The organism is Acinetobacter sp. CY05 (assembly GCF_059515805.1).
In genome coordinates, this window is the sequence record NZ_JCAKMW010000014.1 from 22,209 (window position 1) to 39,406 (window position 17,198).

The 17,198-nt window shown below is 41.9% G+C and carries 20 protein-coding genes and 1 pseudogene; 5 read left to right on the plus strand and 16 right to left on the minus strand.

All coding sequences use genetic code 11. From position 1 onward, the window contains the following. The first annotated feature begins 358 nt into the window (after positions 1–358). On the plus strand, positions 359–637 hold the full coding sequence (locus tag AC5YCD_RS10680; RefSeq protein ID WP_496130018.1) for a hypothetical protein: 279 nt from the start codon (positions 359–361) through the stop codon (positions 635–637). Positions 638–758: 121 nt separating this feature from the next. On the opposite strand, the gene AC5YCD_RS10685 is transcribed toward AC5YCD_RS10680, so the two are convergent. The 3 genes from AC5YCD_RS10685 to pheS all read right to left on the minus strand — a co-directional run bounded on the left by AC5YCD_RS10685 (position 759) and on the right by pheS (position 4,591). Next, positions 759–1,055 (minus strand): integration host factor subunit alpha, encoded by a 297-nt coding sequence (locus AC5YCD_RS10685; RefSeq protein WP_067731076.1) that lies wholly within the window; start codon positions 1,053–1,055, stop codon positions 759–761. Then, positions 1,052–3,433: a phenylalanine--tRNA ligase subunit beta gene (gene pheT / locus AC5YCD_RS10690; protein WP_496130019.1), complete on the minus strand. Its 2,382-nt coding sequence runs from the start codon at positions 3,431–3,433 to the stop codon at positions 1,052–1,054. The genes AC5YCD_RS10685 and pheT overlap by 4 nt, the downstream gene beginning before the upstream one ends. A 177-nt stretch (positions 3,434–3,610) precedes the next feature. Continuing rightward, positions 3,611–4,591, minus strand: coding sequence for a phenylalanine--tRNA ligase subunit alpha (gene pheS, locus AC5YCD_RS10695; RefSeq protein WP_122900217.1), 981 nt, complete (start codon positions 4,589–4,591; stop codon positions 3,611–3,613). Between the two features lie 153 nt (positions 4,592–4,744). Between pheS and AC5YCD_RS10700 the strand changes: the two genes are divergently transcribed. Next, on the plus strand, positions 4,745–5,746 hold the full coding sequence (locus AC5YCD_RS10700) for a hypothetical protein (RefSeq protein ID WP_496130020.1): 1,002 nt from the start codon (positions 4,745–4,747) through the stop codon (positions 5,744–5,746). Positions 5,747–5,751: 5 nt separating this feature from the next. Here the strand turns inward: AC5YCD_RS10700 and AC5YCD_RS10705 are convergent, their stop codons facing one another. From AC5YCD_RS10705 to rpmI, 4 genes are all read right to left on the minus strand, one after another. Beyond that, positions 5,752–6,282: a P-loop NTPase family protein gene (locus AC5YCD_RS10705; RefSeq protein WP_496130021.1), complete on the minus strand. Its 531-nt coding sequence runs from the start codon at positions 6,280–6,282 to the stop codon at positions 5,752–5,754. A gap of 17 nt (positions 6,283–6,299) precedes the next feature. After that, positions 6,300–6,491 carry a hypothetical protein gene (locus AC5YCD_RS10710; protein ID WP_496130022.1) on the minus strand — a complete coding sequence of 64 codons (192 nt, stop codon included), beginning with the start codon at positions 6,489–6,491 and terminating at the stop codon, positions 6,300–6,302. A 120-nt stretch (positions 6,492–6,611) separates the two neighbouring features. After that, entirely contained in the window at positions 6,612–6,971 is a 360-nt protein-coding gene (rplT, locus tag AC5YCD_RS10715) for a 50S ribosomal protein L20 (protein ID WP_004647525.1), read from the minus strand. Between the two features lie 11 nt (positions 6,972–6,982). After that, the gene (gene rpmI / locus AC5YCD_RS10720) at positions 6,983–7,177 is read right to left on the minus strand and encodes a 50S ribosomal protein L35 (RefSeq protein ID WP_122900225.1); all 195 of its coding nucleotides are present in this window, start codon (positions 7,175–7,177) and stop codon (positions 6,983–6,985) included. Between the two features lie 202 nt (positions 7,178–7,379). Between rpmI and AC5YCD_RS10725 the strand changes: the two are divergent. After that, positions 7,380–8,096: pseudogene (locus AC5YCD_RS10725) on the plus strand (energy transducer TonB family protein). A 9-nt stretch (positions 8,097–8,105) separates the two neighbouring features. Here AC5YCD_RS10725 and AC5YCD_RS10730 read toward each other — a convergent pair. From AC5YCD_RS10730 to AC5YCD_RS10740, 3 genes are read right to left on the minus strand one after another with little or no spacing between them, the layout of a single operon-like run. Next, positions 8,106–8,528, minus strand: a complete 423-nt coding sequence (locus AC5YCD_RS10730; protein WP_496130023.1) for a YqaA family protein — start codon at positions 8,526–8,528, stop codon at positions 8,106–8,108. A 1-nt stretch (position 8,529) separates the two neighbouring features. After that, entirely contained in the window at positions 8,530–8,814 is a 285-nt protein-coding gene (locus AC5YCD_RS10735; RefSeq protein WP_496130024.1) for a hypothetical protein, read from the minus strand. Positions 8,815–8,857: 43 nt separating this feature from the next. After that, positions 8,858–9,481, minus strand: coding sequence for a glutathione S-transferase N-terminal domain-containing protein (locus AC5YCD_RS10740; RefSeq protein WP_496130025.1), 624 nt, complete (start codon positions 9,479–9,481; stop codon positions 8,858–8,860). Between the two features lie 242 nt (positions 9,482–9,723). On the opposite strand from AC5YCD_RS10740, the gene AC5YCD_RS10745 reads away from it, so the two are divergent. Continuing rightward, positions 9,724–10,188 carry an Hsp20 family protein gene (locus AC5YCD_RS10745; RefSeq protein WP_496130026.1) on the plus strand — a complete coding sequence of 155 codons (465 nt, stop codon included), beginning with the start codon at positions 9,724–9,726 and terminating at the stop codon, positions 10,186–10,188. A gap of 47 nt (positions 10,189–10,235) precedes the next feature. Here the strand turns inward: AC5YCD_RS10745 and infC are convergent, their stop codons facing one another. Both infC and thrS read right to left on the minus strand, forming a co-directional pair. After that, on the minus strand, positions 10,236–10,784 hold the full coding sequence (gene infC / locus AC5YCD_RS10750) for a translation initiation factor IF-3 (protein ID WP_168401791.1): 549 nt from the start codon (positions 10,782–10,784) through the stop codon (positions 10,236–10,238). A 5-nt stretch (positions 10,785–10,789) separates the two neighbouring features. Next, positions 10,790–12,712: a threonine--tRNA ligase gene (gene thrS / locus AC5YCD_RS10755; protein WP_496130027.1), complete on the minus strand. Its 1,923-nt coding sequence runs from the start codon at positions 12,710–12,712 to the stop codon at positions 10,790–10,792. A gap of 324 nt (positions 12,713–13,036) precedes the next feature. Here thrS and AC5YCD_RS10760 point away from each other — a divergent pair, with 324 nt between their 5' ends. After that, on the plus strand, positions 13,037–14,656 hold the full coding sequence (locus AC5YCD_RS10760; RefSeq protein ID WP_496130028.1) for a glutamate synthase-related protein: 1,620 nt from the start codon (positions 13,037–13,039) through the stop codon (positions 14,654–14,656). A 23-nt stretch (positions 14,657–14,679) separates the two neighbouring features. Here the strand turns inward: AC5YCD_RS10760 and yjgA are convergent, their stop codons facing one another. The 4 genes from yjgA to panC are packed head-to-tail and all read right to left on the minus strand — an operon-like array spanning position 14,680 to position 17,198. Next, positions 14,680–15,213 (minus strand): ribosome biogenesis factor YjgA, encoded by a 534-nt coding sequence (yjgA, locus tag AC5YCD_RS10765; RefSeq protein WP_496130029.1) that lies wholly within the window; start codon positions 15,211–15,213, stop codon positions 14,680–14,682. Positions 15,214–15,215: 2 nt separating this feature from the next. Next, complete coding sequence (locus tag AC5YCD_RS10770; RefSeq protein WP_154772117.1) at positions 15,216–15,485, minus strand: HPr family phosphocarrier protein; 270 nt, start codon at positions 15,483–15,485, stop codon at positions 15,216–15,218. Then, positions 15,482–16,333 (minus strand): RNase adapter RapZ, encoded by an 852-nt coding sequence (gene rapZ / locus AC5YCD_RS10775; protein WP_496130030.1) that lies wholly within the window; start codon positions 16,331–16,333, stop codon positions 15,482–15,484. Before rapZ ends, AC5YCD_RS10770 begins: the two co-directional genes overlap by 4 nt. A 19-nt stretch (positions 16,334–16,352) precedes the next feature. Continuing rightward, positions 16,353–17,198, minus strand: a complete 846-nt coding sequence (panC, locus tag AC5YCD_RS10780; RefSeq protein ID WP_496130031.1) for a pantoate--beta-alanine ligase — start codon at positions 17,196–17,198, stop codon at positions 16,353–16,355.

The following is a 17,198-nucleotide window of genomic DNA, read 5'->3' on the forward strand; positions in this document are numbered from 1 at the left end:
TGACATAATTTACATAACTACACAATTCATTCATTCCTTTGTAAACTTATTTTTAAATCTATGATTCTAAAAAAATAAATATAAAAAATATTAGTCTTTTTAACCAGTTATTAAGTATTTCTCCAATATAAACCTTTGCCTTGATTGTTATTTTCTGTTAAAAAATCGTCAATTTATCTGCTTTTTCGCACTTTTTTTCCAGTTGCCTAGTGGCATTTCAAAAAGCGCAGTGATAGCATATTCGCATACCAGTTAGACTGCTCCTGCATTGTTAAACCTAGTGTTAAAATTAGGTCAAATAACAGCACACAACAGGCTAACTTAGGTCTTTTTTATCTCATATTTAGAGAGTGATGCCATGTTATTCAAAAAAATCGCTATTGCTGCTGCAGTTGCTACTACTTTAGCTTTCGTTGGTTGTGCTAAAAAAACTGAAGAAGCTGCTGCTGACGCTAACGCTGCTGCATCTGAAGCTGTTGTAGCTGCATCTGAAGCAACTGCTGCTGCTGACGCTGCTTCTGTTGCTGCTCCTGCTGCTGCTTCTGAAGCTGCTGCTGCTGCTTCTGAAGCTGCTGCTGTAGCTGTTGACGCTGCATCTGAAGCGACTGTTGCTGCTTCTGAAGCTGCTGCTCAATAATCTAAACTTTAGATTATTTGAAAAAAAGGGAGCCATTTGGCTCTCTTTTTTTATGTTTATATCATTTCAATATAAAAAAACCTGAGCCAAAGCTCAGGTTTTTTAGTTGACGCTACAGGTCTTAATCGACTTGCTCAGTCCCTACACGTTGACGGAATTTTTGACCCGCACGGAACGTTACCACACGACGTGCAGAAATCGGAATTTCTTCACCCGTTTTTGGATTACGACCTGGACGCTGACGTTTATCACGTAGCTCAAAGTTACCAAACCCCGATAATTTTACTTGTTCACCTGAAATCAGTGCTTGGCTGATCTCATCAAAAAATAACTCAACCATTTGTTTCGCTTCACGACGATTTAAACTCGTGAGCTCACTTAAATGATCAGCCATTTCTGCTTTTGTTAATGCTGTCATGAAGCCCTCAATGTCGCTTGGTAAGTGTCTGCTAACACTTGTAGGATATTATCCATACCGGATTTAATTTCAGCATCTTCGAGTGTACGACTTGGATGCTGCCATAAAATAGCAAATGCCAATGAGCGTTTGCCTTCTTCTACGCCTTGTCCAGTATACACATCGAATAACCAAGTTGAGTCGAGTAACTCGCCGCCGGTTTTTTCGATAAGTTGCTGAATTTCGCTAACATTAATCTTATCATTAATTAAAAGCGCAATATCACGTCGAACTGATGGAAAACGTGATAATTCTGTAAAATTAGATACATAAGTTTGCAAAACAGCCGCTTGATCAAGCTCAGCCACCCAAGTCATGCCTAAATCTAAATCCGCTTCTAAAGATGGGTGCAAACGACCTAAGTAACCAATCGATTGACCATTCACAATAATTTCAGCAGATTGACCAGGATGTAACCAGCTACGTTCAGAACGAACAAAATCAGCTTTGACACGCGCAGCAGTCAGAATCTCTTCGACATCACCTTTAAAGTCAAAGAAATCCATTGGCTGAGGTTTACCATGCCAAGATTCTTGAGTTTTAGCACCTACAGCAATTAAAGCTAAAGTCGGAATTTGTTTGAGATCATGAATGCTTGCTGCATCTTGATAATCAAAACGTAGACCGAGCTCAAAGAAGCGTACACGGCTTTGTTGACGGTTAATATTGTGTTGTACACAAGGAATTAAGCTTGAAAGTAAGGTCGAACGCATTACCGCTAAATCGCTTGAAATTGGGTTGGCCAATGCCAATGGATTGACCAAAGGGTTCAATTGCTTTTCAAGTTTTAAATCGGCAAAGCTAAAGCTAATCGCTTCTTGATAACCTAAAGTCACCGCAGTTTGACGCAATTGCGCAAGCTCGAATTGATCTTGGTATTTTGCCAGTTTTGCTTCAATCACAGGCAAGCTGATTTGAATATTGTCGTAACCGTGAATACGCGCTACTTCTTCAATGAGGTCTTGATAGATCGCCATATCAAAACGGTGCGATGGCGGCACCACTGTCCACTCACCTTGCGCTTTTACAGTTACCGTGCAACCTAGACGAGTTAAAGCATCGGTAATAAAGTCAGATGCTACTTTATAACCCAATAATTGATCGACTTGTGCTTGGTTTAACTCAATCGCTTCACGCTTTGGCAAAAGCTCTGGTTTTTCAGCCACGGTAATTGGACCAAACTCACCACCGGCAAGCTCAGAAATCAATTGTGATGCACGATGCATGGCAACTAGCGGCAATTCAAAATCGACACCACGTTCGTAACGCTGCGATGCATCGGTATGTAAACCAAAGCTACGCGCACGACCAGCAATATGTAGTTGATCGAAGAACGCAGATTCTAAGAAAATCTCTGTGGTTGCATCAGTCACAGATGAAGATAAACCACCCATAATACCAGCAATCGCTAAGGCTTTATGGTCATCGGCAATCACCATGACGTTGTCTTGTAACTCAACTTCTTGTTCGTTGAGTAAAACCAGTTTTTCACCTGCTGTGGCTTGACGTACACGTACCGCACCATTAACTTTAGCAGCATCAAATGCATGTAACGGTTGACCAAGCTCCATTAACACATAGTTGGTGATGTCGACCAAAATGCTGTGCTGACGGATACCAGAACGCGCCAATGCACGCTCCATCCATTCAGGGGTTGCTGCTTTAGTATTGACGTTTTTAATCACACGACCTAAATAACGTGGGCAGCCATCAGTTTCAACCACAACTTGCTTTTCGTCAGCAATGCTTGCAGCGACTTCTTTAATTTCAGGTGCAGTTACAGGAAGTTGGTTAATCACACCAATTTCACGGGCGATCCCACGAATACTGAAACAATCACCACGGTTAGGCGTGATACTGATGTCAATCACGTTATCATCTAAGTGTAGATATTCACGGATATTCATACCCACAGGTGCATCACTTGGTAATTCTAATAAACCATCAATTTTGTCTTCTAAATCAATTTCAGACGCACCGCAGAGCATACCTTGTGATTCGATGCCACGCAATTTGCCTTTTTTGATTTTAAAATCGCCCGGCAATACTGCACCAATAGTCGCAACAGGGGCTTTCATCCCTGCACGTACGTTTGGCGCGCCACAGACAATTTGTAAAGGCTCAGCTGCACCAATGTTGACTGTGGTTACACGTAAACGATCTGCATCAGGGTGTTGTTCTACTGTTAACACTTCACCTACAACCACACCAGTAAATGGTTTTGCTGCTGGCGATAAATCATCAACTTCTAGACCAAGCATAGTCAGTTGGTCAGAAAGTGTATTGCTGTCGATGGCTGGGTTGACCCACGTACGTAACCAATTTTCGCTAATTTTCATACATTCAATTCCTGAATCTCCCCTAACCCCTCTTTAACAAAGAGGGGAATACCTATACGTCTATTTGTTCCGTATAAGTCCCCCTTTCTCAAAGGGGGATTTAGGGGGATTATTTAAAATCTAAAAACTAATTTATGTCCCAAACCCCAATTTATATAGGGAGAGGATTAAAAATTCTTAAGCAAACTGGCGTAAGAAACGCACGTCGTTTTGATAGAACATACGCAAGTCGTTAATGCCATAACGCAGCATGGCAAAACGCTCTACACCTAGACCAAAGGCAAAACCTTTGTATTTGTCTGGGTCGATACCTGCAGAGCGAAGTACATTTGGATGTACCATACCGCAGCCCAACACTTCTAACCATTTGCCACGCTCATCCATAATATCCACTTCGGCACTTGGCTCTGTGAATGGGAAATAAGATGGACGGAAACGCACTTTTAAGTCTTTTTCAAAGAATTCATTTAAAAGATTAACCAATAAACCTTTTAGTTCTGCAAAGCTGGTATTTTCAGCTACATATAAACCTTCGATTTGATGGAACATTGGTGAGTGAGTTTGATCCGAGTCACAGCGATAAACACGACCCGGACATACAATACGGATTGGCGGTTGCTGCGTTTCCATAGTACGAATCTGTACACCAGAAGTATGGGTACGTAGTAAATGATTCACATCAAAATAGAAGGTGTCGTGCATGGCACGCGCAGGGTGATGACCTGGAATATTGAGTGCTTCAAAGTTGTGATAATCATCTTCAACTTCAGGGCCAGTTGCAACGGTAAAGCCTGCTTTGGTAAAGAATTGGCAAATACGCTCTTGTACTTGGGTCACCGGATGGATGCTACCCACACGTTGGCCACGGCCCGGTAGACTAATGTCAATCGTTTCGCTGGCAAGTTTTGCAGCCAATGCGGCTTGTTGTAGTGCAGTTTGACGCTCAGTTAACGCAGCGTTGATTGCTTCACGTACAGCATGAATTTGGGCACCAAACTCTTTACGCTGTTCAGGGTCCATTTTGCCTAAAGACTTTGATTGCTCAGCAAGCTGGCTTTTCTTACCCGTAAATTGCACTCGTACTTGATCGAGTGTAGCAAGGTCCTCTGCTGCTGCGATGGCAGCGAGCGCTTCAGTAGTCAGGGCTTCCAGTGACATAGTAACTCTCAAAGCAACATTTAAAATATAATTAAAACCCATCATTCTAACAGTTTTTCAGTATTTTAATGAAGCAAGTCTTTAACGAAAATTTTATTGTCACTGGGTTTTTACACAGGCTAAGATAAAGTTAAATTTATTGAGACTCATCGCATGGCGCTTGACCCCATTTGGCAACAACAACTCACACTGGTCACTTACGGCAATCAATATCTGGCTCAAGACCTAAGTTTTAGCCGCTGGGTCAATCATGCTATTTTTCAGCAACATGCCTTTGCCTTTCGTGATCTGATCTCACAGCAACTCTTGGCACAACATTTTCAAATTTGGTTAGAAGGCTTAAAAAGCCAAGGGGTCACCCGTTTAAGCTTACATTGCTCTAGCTTATTGCTCGATGAAGATAATCCTAATCCAAGTGTAGAACTGGTGCCCTATGCGCATTTTATTGTTAGTCATAGTAAGAAACATACGCACGCATGGATTTGCGGGCGTGAATTAGCGGCATGGTATCGCTTAGAACAAGACTATGCAGCACCCTTAGGCCAAGAAATCCCGATTCGTTTCGAAACCCTATGGCGTTATGAACTAAACGCCAAACTAGCAAAACGCGTTGCCGCAGATTTACAACAGCCCAATTGGGATGAAATTGAGCAATTTCTGCAAACAGAGCTTTTTCAAACCCCATTGGCACAAGACTTCCAAGCGCCACAGCTGGATTTACCTTATTATGGAATTGAAGATCCACAAAATAGCAGCGTGTATTTAACCTTGATACCAACAGACGTTCAGGCCGATTATGCCCATCAAAGTTTGCATCGTTTAGATGCTTTAAGCCAATATATTGCACAGCGTCAAAAAGCGGCTTTACACACAGATGGTTCTAATTTCAGTGCCGATGAGCATCTTAAATATCGCCACTTCGCACAAAAACTTGATGATCTACAGGGTAAATTTATTGTTAAAGTCGCCAATCATTATGCGACTGCACGGTTAAGTTATGTGGCACAAGAAAGTACACCTTTAGACAGTAATATACACACGCCCTCTCGGCAATTACCTGAAAAAAGCCAAAAAAAAGCCAGTGCAGGTAACGTGATTGCCTTAATTTTTATTACTGCGCTACTGTGTGCAGCGGCTTATTATTTTGGTTTTTAAAAAATTTAAAGATGCAGTTTGCTTAAAAACAACTGCATCTGTTGTCTAGAGCAAAGACGAATAAATTCAATGCCATGCGGTTGTTGCATTAGGCTTAAATAGCGCCGTCGATTTTTTTGATGGGTTTTCATCATCCACCAAATAATCGACTCTTTAGACAGCAGCTTTGCCCACGTTTCTCGATTATTAGAATGCGGCCACAGGGGTTGTTGGCTAGACGCGCGTTGTACTGCCCGAGTGATGGCTTGTTTAAAGTTAGGCCAAAAGGGTAAATCGAGCCAAATAATGCAGTCAATATGTTGCCATTTAATGTTTTCAAGCTGGCTATAATTGCCATCAATTACGTAACCCTGTGGCGCGGCCTGCATACGCTGCTGCAATTGGCGCTTAAAATCGTCTACATCACGCTGTTGCCAATCATCCAACCAAAACAAATCATCTAATTCAATATAATCCAGTTGTAGCTTGGCTGCTAAAGCTTTGGCAAAGGTTGATTTGCCACTCGCTGAGGTACCAATCACATTGATATAACGCACAAACGCTAGACCAAAGGTTAATTAATCGGTTTTAAGGCAATTTTTATCTGCTGTGGGCTATTCGGATCAATAGTATGGGTGACTGATGCCACTTCAGCTTCAATGATGTCGTCATCTTGCTGAATTTTTAAATATTCGCCCTCACGTGGTAAAACGCTTAATTCAACCACAAGACTACCTTGCTCTAAACCTGTAATTTCAACTTGCATGTTTTTATTCCTGTATTTTTGTTTTTTTCTACTATAAACCGATTTAGAGCTTGATCTAGCACAAATATGTAAACAAAAAAAAGACCGCTAAAAGCGGTCTTTTTCTTAAGTCATAAAGACTTATGCAGCCAATGCATCTTTAGCTTTAGAAGCTAAAGCAGCAAACGCAACTGCGTCATGCATAGCGATGTCAGCAAGTACACGACGGTCGATAATCACTTGAGCTTTTTTCAAGCCAGCGATCATACGGCTGTACGATAAACCATTTTGACGAGCACCAGCATTGATACGCGCAATCCATAAAGCACGGAATTGACGTTTCTTTTGACGGCGGTCACGGTAAGCATATTGACCAGCTTTGATTACCGCTTGGAACGCTACGCGGTAAACGCGTGAACGAGCACCATAGTAACCTTTAGCGCGAGCAAGAATTTTTTTGTGACGGCGATGAGCCTGTACACCACGTTTTACACGAGCCATTTATAATCTCCTTAGATGTACGGGCACATAGCGCGAACTGCTGCAACGTCACTTACGTGAACCATTACACAGCCGCGTAATTGACGAATACGCTTAGCAGATTTTTTGGTCAAAATGTGGCGTTTGAACGCTTGTTTACGCTTAAAACCGTTTGCAGTCGCTTTGAAGCGTTTAGCTGCACCACGGCGAGTTTTCATCTTAGGCATAACAACCTCTTTTGAACACCTGTTCGGCTCGTTTGCACCATTGCAAAACGACCTGCAGGTAAGGGAGCCGATATTCTAAAGCATCTTTGTCTAAAACAAAAGCATCCTTGCTCAATATAAACTGATCTTTTTACTTGCGAGCGCATCGGTTTTTGGAAATACTTGAGCGCATTATTTTTGTCCTTTTATTAAAATATTGGTTATGAAAGCAATTCTCGCTTTAGCTGTTTTAAGTATTCCTCTGAGCTTAGCGCATAGTGCTGAGCTAAAAACCCAACAATTAACTCCACAAAAGAGTGCAGCCCTGCCCGCGCACCTCACCACACGGATTAATTGGAGTCAATTTCCCAAACCAAACTATCAAAACTAAGATTTAAATGGACAAGATCGCAGTGCGATTTTACGTATTTATGCCGATGAAACAGGCCAAGTCACCAAAGCCCAAGTTCAAGAAAGCACAGGAATTAAAAAGCTAGATGAGGTCTTAATTAAAGCGGTGTATGCAGCTCAAGTAAAGCCACATCAAATCAAAGATGTCACTTTACCTATTATTGGTTACCAAGTCTTTAATTTAAATTATCAACAAGATGGTTCTGAAGTTTGCCAATATCAATTTAATTCTAAAGCCTGGCAAGATCAGCAAAAGACTGGCTTTCGCTATATGATACAGCCGCAATTAGCACTTAACGAAAATGAACTCAATGCACATGACCGCAGCATTAAGTTTAAGCTTAAGGTCAACAACAAGGGGCAAGTTAAAAAAGTCAAAATTACCCAAGGTTCAGGTGTTTATGCAGTCGATCAAAAGCTTAAAGCCGCTGTACAATCTGCACAAGTCAAAGTAGCACGCAAATATTGGCTGTATAAACCCAATACTTTAAAAGATGAAATTACTTTTAAATTGAATGCTTGCGATTAAGATTAAATATTACCACGCTAAAAAAGCCAGATAAATAAACACATAACGTCCGATTTTTGCCACACTCACCAAGAGTAAAAATCGGATGATGTTTTCCTTCATTAAACCCGCAATTAAGGTAATTGGATCACCAATGATCGGTGTCCAACTGAGCAGCAATGACCAAAAGCCATAACGCTGATAGATTTTTTGGGCTTTTAGCAGCTTTTGATCTGAAACTGGAAACCATTTTTTATTTTTGTATTGTTCGGCTTTAACACCAAGCCACCAATTGACACAGCTGCCTAAAATATTACCAATACTTGCCACGCTAATCAGTAAAATCGGAGCATAACTGGTTTGAGCAAATAAAGTCAGTAAGACTGCTTCTGATTGCAGTGGTAATAAGGTCGCTGCACCAAAGGCACTGACAAATAATAACAATAAAGCCAAATTACAAGCCTAAACGCTTTTTAGTCAGACTATATTCAAGGCTTGACCAAATACACATTAAAATCAGCACCGCAATACGTGCCCATGTATAAAGCTGTGCAATCGGCTGAATCGCCTCACGTAATATCCCTTGATCTTTGGTCGCAAGGCTTTCGGCAATTTTTTGCACATGCACCGCTTCTGCCACAAACAGCAATAAGCACAAAGCAATACCAAAAATAATACTTAAATAGATCCGTGCGTTGTTTTCAATAATACGGGTAAGATTTAAGAAAAACTGCTGCATTGATCAAGACCATTCAAAAAAAATCCTGCGCATAGTAGCAGATTTAGGCGCTGACCTGAATGCTCAAGGCGCGTTGTACAGCTGGCCGCGCAGTTAAGCGTGTGACATAGTCTTGCACATACGGATAATCTGCTAAATCAATCTGCTGCCATTCATGCCGTAAAATCCAAGGCAAAATTGCCATATCCGCAATCGAATACTCACCTGCCACATATTTTCGCCCAGTCAGCTGTGTATTTAACACTTGATATAGACGTTTGGTTTCATTGACATAGCGCTCAGTCGCATAGGCAATTCGTTCTGGTGCAAAACGGCTAAAATGATGATTCTGACCCAGCATCGGGCCAAAACCGCCCATTTGCCACATGAGCCATTGCTCGACTTCTACGCGCTCGACTTCATCAGTTGGATAAAATAAACCCGTTTTACGGCCTAAATATTGCAAAATCGCGCCCGATTCAAAAATCGAAATCGGCTCACCGCGCGGCCCATGCTGATCAACAATGGCAGGGATTTTATTATTGGGTGAAATCTTTAAAAATTCAGGCTGAAATTGCGCATCTTTTAAAATATTGATGGGGAAAATTTGGTAGTCCAAACCCATTTCTTCTAAAGCAATACTAATTTTATGGCCGTTGGGTGTACCCCAATAATATAAATCAATCATTAGCCTGTGAAACTCCATCTCTATGTAGAACGACTTTTTTTATAGCATGCTTTTGCTTACAAAGCCGTCAACAAATTGTGTAAAACACTGCAAAAAATTGCTGAAGTAAAACTTGAAATTTTTTAGCGCATACCGATATAAAAATTACGCAAACGATCTGTGATGATGTTAAGCGTCAGGTTGTGAATTTCTATTACAGCCACTTATTTATATGACTTTGCTAACCTTAGGAGGTTTTATCAATGAGTAACATGACTCTAAGCCCATTATTCCGTCGTGGTATTGGCTTTGACCGTCTAAACGATTTCTTTGACTATGCAATGCAAAGCGATACCCCCAATTATCCACCGTATAATATCGAAAAACGCGGTGATAATACCTATCGTATTGTGGTGGCAGCGGCTGGTTTTGCCCAAGATGAACTTGCGATTCATCTTGAAAACCGTGTTTTAAGCATTAGTGCACAGCCACAAGCTCAAGACAATGAGCAAGTTGAATTTTTGCATAAAGGCATTGCACGCCGCGCCTTTAAACTGTCATTGCGTTTAGATGAGTATATTGAGGTGCAACAGGCGGACTATCAAAATGGACTTTTAGCCATTGATCTGCAACGTATTATTCCTGAAGAAAAACTTCCGCGCCAAATTCCAATTGGTCGTAAACTCGAACAGATTGAGAATGTAACGGCAGAAGTCATTTCAGAATAAGGCATAAAAAAAGCGCTGCAATTGCAGCGCTTTTTTCTCATGAGTGCTTACTTTTTCTTTTTAGGACCAAGTAGCATACCCATTTGACGGCCTTCCATTTTTGGCGCTTGTTCAACAACACCATATTCAACTACGTCAGCTTCAACTTTTTGTAGTTGCGCAAGACCCAATTGTTGGTGTGCCATTTCACGACCACGGAAGCGTAAAGTGATTTTCACCTTGTTGCCTTCTTCAAGGAACTTGATGATTGCACGTAATTTTACGTTGTAATCACCAACATCAGTACCAGGGCGGAGTTTGATTTCTTTCACCTGTACTTGATGTTGTTTTTTCTTCGCTTCTTTCTGCTTTTGTTTGAGATCAAACAAATGCTTGTTAAAGTCCATGATTTTACAAACAGGTGGCTCAGCATTGGCTACGATCTCAACCAAGTCAAGATCTACAGCTTCTGCAGCACGTACTGCATCAGCTAAGCTTACAATACCTTTTTGCTCACCATTTTCGTCTACAAGACGAACTTCTTTAGCACGAATTTCATCATTCAAAGCAGGACGGTTTGATTTACCGCCCTGTTGATTACGGTCAGGCTGTTTAATCGCTTTTACTCCACAATGTACCGGCCGCGTTCGGCAACGGCTACTTTCACTAAGTCAACGAAAGCATCGATTGACATAGTACCCAAATTTTTCCCTGAACGGGTACGTACGTTAACAGTACCTTCCTCAACTTCACGGTCACCTAGAACCAGTAAGTAAGGGATACGTTCTAAAGTACGTTCACGAATCTTAAAGCCGATTTTCTCATTTCTCAAGTCTGAAATCGCGCGGATACCGCTTTCTTTAAGTTTTGCGACGACTGACTCACATGCCTCGGCTTGTGAATCTGTAATATTCATCACACATGCTTGAATTGGCGCTAACCATGGTGGCATAAAGCCTGCATAGTGTTCAATTAAGATACCAATGAAGCGTTCGAAACTTCCTAAGATCGCACGGTGCAACATCACCGGTTGGTCACGGTCGTTATCTTCTGTGACATAAGAGGCATCTAAACGCTCTGGTAAGTTAAAGTCACATTGAATCGTACCACATTGCCATACACGGCCTAAGCAGTCTTTTAATGAGAATTCAATTTTCGGACCGTAGAACGCGCCTTCACCCGGTTGTAATTCCCATTCAAGACCTGCTGCATCTAAAGCATCTGCCAAAGATTTTTCAGCCATGTCCCAAAGTGCATCATCACCCACACGTTTTTCTGGACGTGTAGAGAGCTTCATTTGTACGTCTTCAAAGCCGAAGTCTTTGTACACATCTAAGGTCAATTTAATGAAGTTTGCCACTTCTTGACCAATTTGTTCTTTGGTACAGAAGATATGCGCGTCATCTTGGGTAAAGCCACGTACACGCATAATCCCATGTAATGAACCTGATGGTTCGTTACGGTGACAAGAACCAAACTCAGCTAGACGTACTGGCAAATCACGGTACGATTTTAAACCTTGGTTGAACACTTGTACGTGACAAGGACAGTTCATTGGTTTAACCGCGTAGTTACGGTTTTCAGAATGGGTGGTAAACATGTTGTCTGCATAGTTTGCAGCATGGCCTGATTTTTCCCATAACGTGAAGTCAACCACTTGCGGTGTGCGAATTTCTTCATAACCGTTGTCTTGTTGCACTTTACGCATGTATTGTTCAAGCACTTGGTAAATGGTCCAACCATTTGGATGCCAGAATACCATACCTGGTGCTTCTTCTTGCATATGGAACAAATCAAGCGCTTTACCAATTTTACGGTGATCGCGCTTTTCTGCTTCTTCAATACGTTTTACATACGCTGCAAGCTGTTTCTTGTCTGCCCACGCGGTACCGTAAATACGTTGAAGCTGTTCGTTTTTCGCATCACCACGCCAGTAAGCGCCCGACATTTTGGTTAGTTTGAATGCTTTTAAGAATTTAGTGTTAGGTACGTGCGGACCACGGCACATATCTAAATAATCTTGATGGTAGTACAAGCCCATTTGTGTCTCGTTGGGCATGTCTTCGATCAAACGTAATTTATAGTCTTCGCCACGTTTGGTGAATTCTGCAATGACTTCATCACGCGGCGTCATTTTTTTAATCACGTCGTAATCTTGATCGATAAGCTTTTTCATACGCTCTTCGATTAAGGCCATATCATCTGGGGTAAATGGCTTTTCACTGAAGATATCGTAGTAAAAACCATCTTCAATGACCGGACCAATCACCATTTTTGCTTCTGGGAACAATTGCTTAACCGCGTGACCCACTAAGTGCGCGCAAGAGTGACGGATGATATGCACACCATCTTCGTCTTTAGGCGTGATGATTTGTAAGGTTGCGTCTTCAGTGATTAAGTCAGATGCATCAACCAGCTGACCGTTCACACGGCCTGCAACTGTATTTTTTGCAAGACCCGGACCGATGCTCAGCGCAACATCCATCACAGATACGGCTTGATCAAATTGTTTTTGATCGCCATTTGGCAAAGTGATAATTGGCATAAAAAATCCTTAAGGAGTGATGCCCCGTACAATAGAGCATATCACCGCGAGATTATGATCGAGGGAAACCCTCAAAAGATAAAAACGGTGGATAAATAAAAATCGTGTAAAATTTTACACGGCTTCGCACTTTTAATAAACCGTTAAATCAGTATCAATGCGCGCCAATTGCTGATTCTGCCTTACATATTTAATTACATCTGCCGGCTGTTTTTGCTTACAAAACTGATTATGTTGGTCAAGAACCTTTTTATTCGGGTTTATTTTTTCACATATCAAAACAAAAAGACCCCATCCTATTTAATTTAATTTAGGCAGGTCATTATGCAAAAACAATCCTTACTTTGTTGGTCTTCCCTTGCTGTTTTAACACCCACCTATGCTTTGGCTGCCAATGTGGATTTGGTGGTACTACGTTTACCCGATGATGATCCTGAACAGGTCATTGTGATGTATGGTCGTTGTCAGCATCGTGGTGCTTTAATGTCTGATGCGCATATTCAAGGCAATAAGATTGTCTGTGGCCTACATGGCTCGCACTACGTGTATAAAACTGGCATTAACCCACGTTATTTAAATAAAAACTTACAAAAATTTAAGGCATGGATTGAAAACGATCAGGTCATGGTCGATGTTGAAGAAATTGCTGCATGGGAACAGCGTAATCCACAGCAGTTTAACCGTGAACGTTACCAAGGTTTATATGCTGACTCACAAGCAGCACCTGAAGAACCGCATAACCGTTTTATTTTAGATTTGGCCCGTCATGGCTTAAAAAATTACGGTCATCATGGACCAACTGCTGCCATGGGCGTGGCTTTTGACAAGCTGCCAAAATGGGAAGATATTCAACTGGTCACAGCCCAGCTTTGGAAAGTACCCTTGTTGGATGATGCTCCTGTTAAAACTCAAGTGGTGATTGGCCCCAATGCCAAAAAACCTGTGCTTCTTGATATTCCTTTATTTGTTTCAGATATGAGCTTTGGCGCTTTATCACAAGAGGCCAAAACGGCTTTGGCCATCGGTGCTGAGATAGCAGGTACAGGCATCTGCTCAGGTGAAGGTGGCATGTTAGAAGATGAACAAGCCGCTAACTCACGCTACTTCTATGAATTGGCTTCAGGTCGCTTTGGTTATGACATCGAGAAAGTGAAAAAATGCCAAGCCTTCCATTTCAAAGGTGGTCAAGCCGCCAAAACCGGCACAGGTGGGCACTTACCGGGGCATAAAGTGGTCGGTAAAATTGCCGAAGTGCGTGGCTTAACAGCAGGTCAAGCTGCGATTTCCCCTGCAACCTTCCCAGATTGGAGTGAACTGTCGCAGTATAAAGAGTTTGCAGCTTATATACGTGAAGAAACGGGTGGCATTCCGATTGGCTTTAAACTCTCCGCTCAGCATATCGAAAAAGATATTGATGCCGCGCTTGCCATTGGCGTGGACTATATTATTTTAGATGGTCGTGGCGGTGGTACAGGCGCAGCTCCAACCTTGTTCCGTGATAATATTTCAGTCCCAACCATTCCAGCGCTGGCACGTGCACGGCGCCATTTAGACCGTTTAGGTCGTCGTGATGTCAGTTTAGTCATTACAGGTGGTTTACGTGTCCCTGCCGACTTTATTAAGGCTTTAGCACTGGGTGCAGATGCGATTGCCATTGCCAACTCTGCTATGCAAGCGATTGGCTGCTTAGGCATGCGCGCTTGTCAAAGCAATGACTGTCCTGTAGGTATTGCGACACAGCAAGAGCATTTACGTCAACGCCTTGAAATTGAAAAGTCAGCACAACAGTTGGCCAATTTTTTACATGCCTCAGTAGAACTGATGCAAGTGATGGCACGTGCTTGTGGTCATCATCATTTAAATCAATTTAGCTTGGCAGATTTAAGTACATTTAAACACGAGATCAGTGCGTTAACAGGCATTGAATATGGCGGTATACGATAAAAAAGCGGCCAAAGCCGCTTTTTTTAATTATCTGAAATCAGCGCCACTTGCTGAATATAGTTAAATAATTTTAACTTTGAAGCCGCAAGTTCTTCTGCAGAGACTTGTTTTGCCATATCACGATGAATACGCAAAATATGCTGACGGATTGGATGATGCTCCGCCGCATTATGGGCTTTCATAAACTCTTTAATCACCGGTTCGCCTTGGTTAATCATACGATCAACCCAGCGCTGTAATTGCGCAGTTTTCTTAGCACCTTGTTGCGGGGTTAAATAAGACAAAATCATGCTTTCATCTTCATTACGCAACAATTTACCAATACGTAAAAACTGACGACGACGTGCCTCGCCTGAAGTAATCGCACGTACGTCTAGCAGTGCGTCAATTAAGCGTTCTTCAACTGGGAGGTTATTGATCTGCTTAACATTAAGCTGTGCAAGCTGCTCACCTAAAGCGGCCATACGTTGTACGGCTTTTTTCTGTTCGGTTTTACTTGCACGTCCTTCCAAAGACTCAAAGTCGTCTTCGGTAAAACGGGATGGTCGACGTGCCACGATTAATCTGCCTCGTAAAATTTTGCTGCAAACAGTGCTTGAATTTCAGATAAAGCTTTTTCTTCATCTGCACCTTCAATCACTAAGCGTAAAGTTGTGCCCTTGCCCGCACCAAGCATCAGCAAAGACATAATATTTTTTGCATCTACTAATTTATCACCTTTGCCAATTTGAATCGACGAACGAAATTTGGTGGTGACTTCAATCAGCTTACCAGATGCACGCGCATGTAAACCTAGTTTATTAATTACGTCAACAGTTGTGTCGATCATGACCAGTGCTTCATTTCTCGGTGGAGGACTTGAATAGACCATTTTGCCTCAAGGGCTTGCCTTAGTCTATCTACTATATATACAGAACGGTGTTGACCACCGGTACAACCAATGGATACGGTCATATAATGGCGATGCCCTTCTGCAAAGGTGGGCAACCACTTTTCTAAAAACTGATAAATATCATTAAACATCTCATGTACTTGATCACTTTGTACTAAAAAATCTTGTACCGGTTGATCAAGTCCTGAGTATTGACGTAATTCTAAATCCCAATGCGGATTGGGTAAATGGCGTACGTCAAAAACATAGTCGGCATCCAATGGAATACCATGTTTATAGCCAAAGGATTGTAAAATTAAAACCAAGCGTTCGTTTTGTCCAAGTTTAGACAACAATACATGCTTTAAATCATGGACGCTTTTATCTGTGGTATCAATGCTCACCGTGGCGCGCATTTGGATAGGAAGAAGAAGATTTTTTTCCTCTTGAATACAAAGACTTAAACTTTGGAAGCGGTTGGATAAAGGGTGCGGACGCCGTGAAGCACTAAAACGGGCAAACAGTTCTTTGTCTTGCGTGCTTAAAAAGATGACTTCCACTTCACCATGTTGTTGCAACAAAGCGAACACATCATCAAATTCTTGCAAGTCAGCACGGGTGCTACGTACATCCACACCCAATGCTAACAGTTCAAGATTATTTTCATAATCGAGTTTTGCGACAATTTCAGGTAACAGTGCCAAAGGCAAATTATCAATACAGTAATAGCCCAAATCCTCCAATACCTGTAAGGCAGATGATTTACCTGAGCCTGATTGTCCTGTAACGATTAAAATCCGTTTCATGGCAATGTTCCCTTTAAAATTAAGCGCTATGTTTAACCTGTAAATTATCGATTAAACGAGTTTCACCTAATTTTGCCGCAACAAACAATACAATATCTTGTTCAAATTGTTCGATTTTGTGAAGTTCAGGCGTACGTGCTTCAACATAATCCACAATAAAACCGGCATCAGTTAAAGTTTGAGCTAGAACCTCTAACACTTGAGCCAAAGCCACACCTTCATGGAGCTGACTTTGGGCTGCTTTTAAGCTCTGATAGATGGTTGGGGCAATCGCGCGGTGTTCTGGACTTAAATACCCATTACGCGAACTTAAGGCTAAACCATCTTCTGCACGAGCAATCGGCACCCCAATGACTTCAAGCGGAATATTTAAATCACGCACAAACTGACGAATCACTGCCAACTGTTGGTAATCTTTTTCACCAAAGAATGCATATTTTGGCTGTACCATATTAAACAATTTGGTCACCACAACCGCCACGCCATCAAAATGCCCTGGACGTTGTAAACCGCATAGATCTTCTGTAATGCCAGCGACTGAAATATTGGTCAAACGCGGCTGAGTACCATACATTTGTTCAACAGTTGGCGCAAAGACAATGTCACAGCCCACTTCAGCCAATAAACGCTGATCTTGCTCGAGCGTACGCGGATAGCTGTCAAAATCTTCATTAGGTCCAAATTGAATAGGATTCACAAAGATACTTACGACCACCACGTCACATAATTTTTTCGCTTCACGAACGAGGTTTAAGTGACCTTGATGTAGGTTACCCATCGTTGGTACAAAGCCAATGATTTTGCGTGCTGCACGTGCTGGGCTTAATGATGCGCTTAAACCCTGAATTGTGGTTTCTGTTTTCAT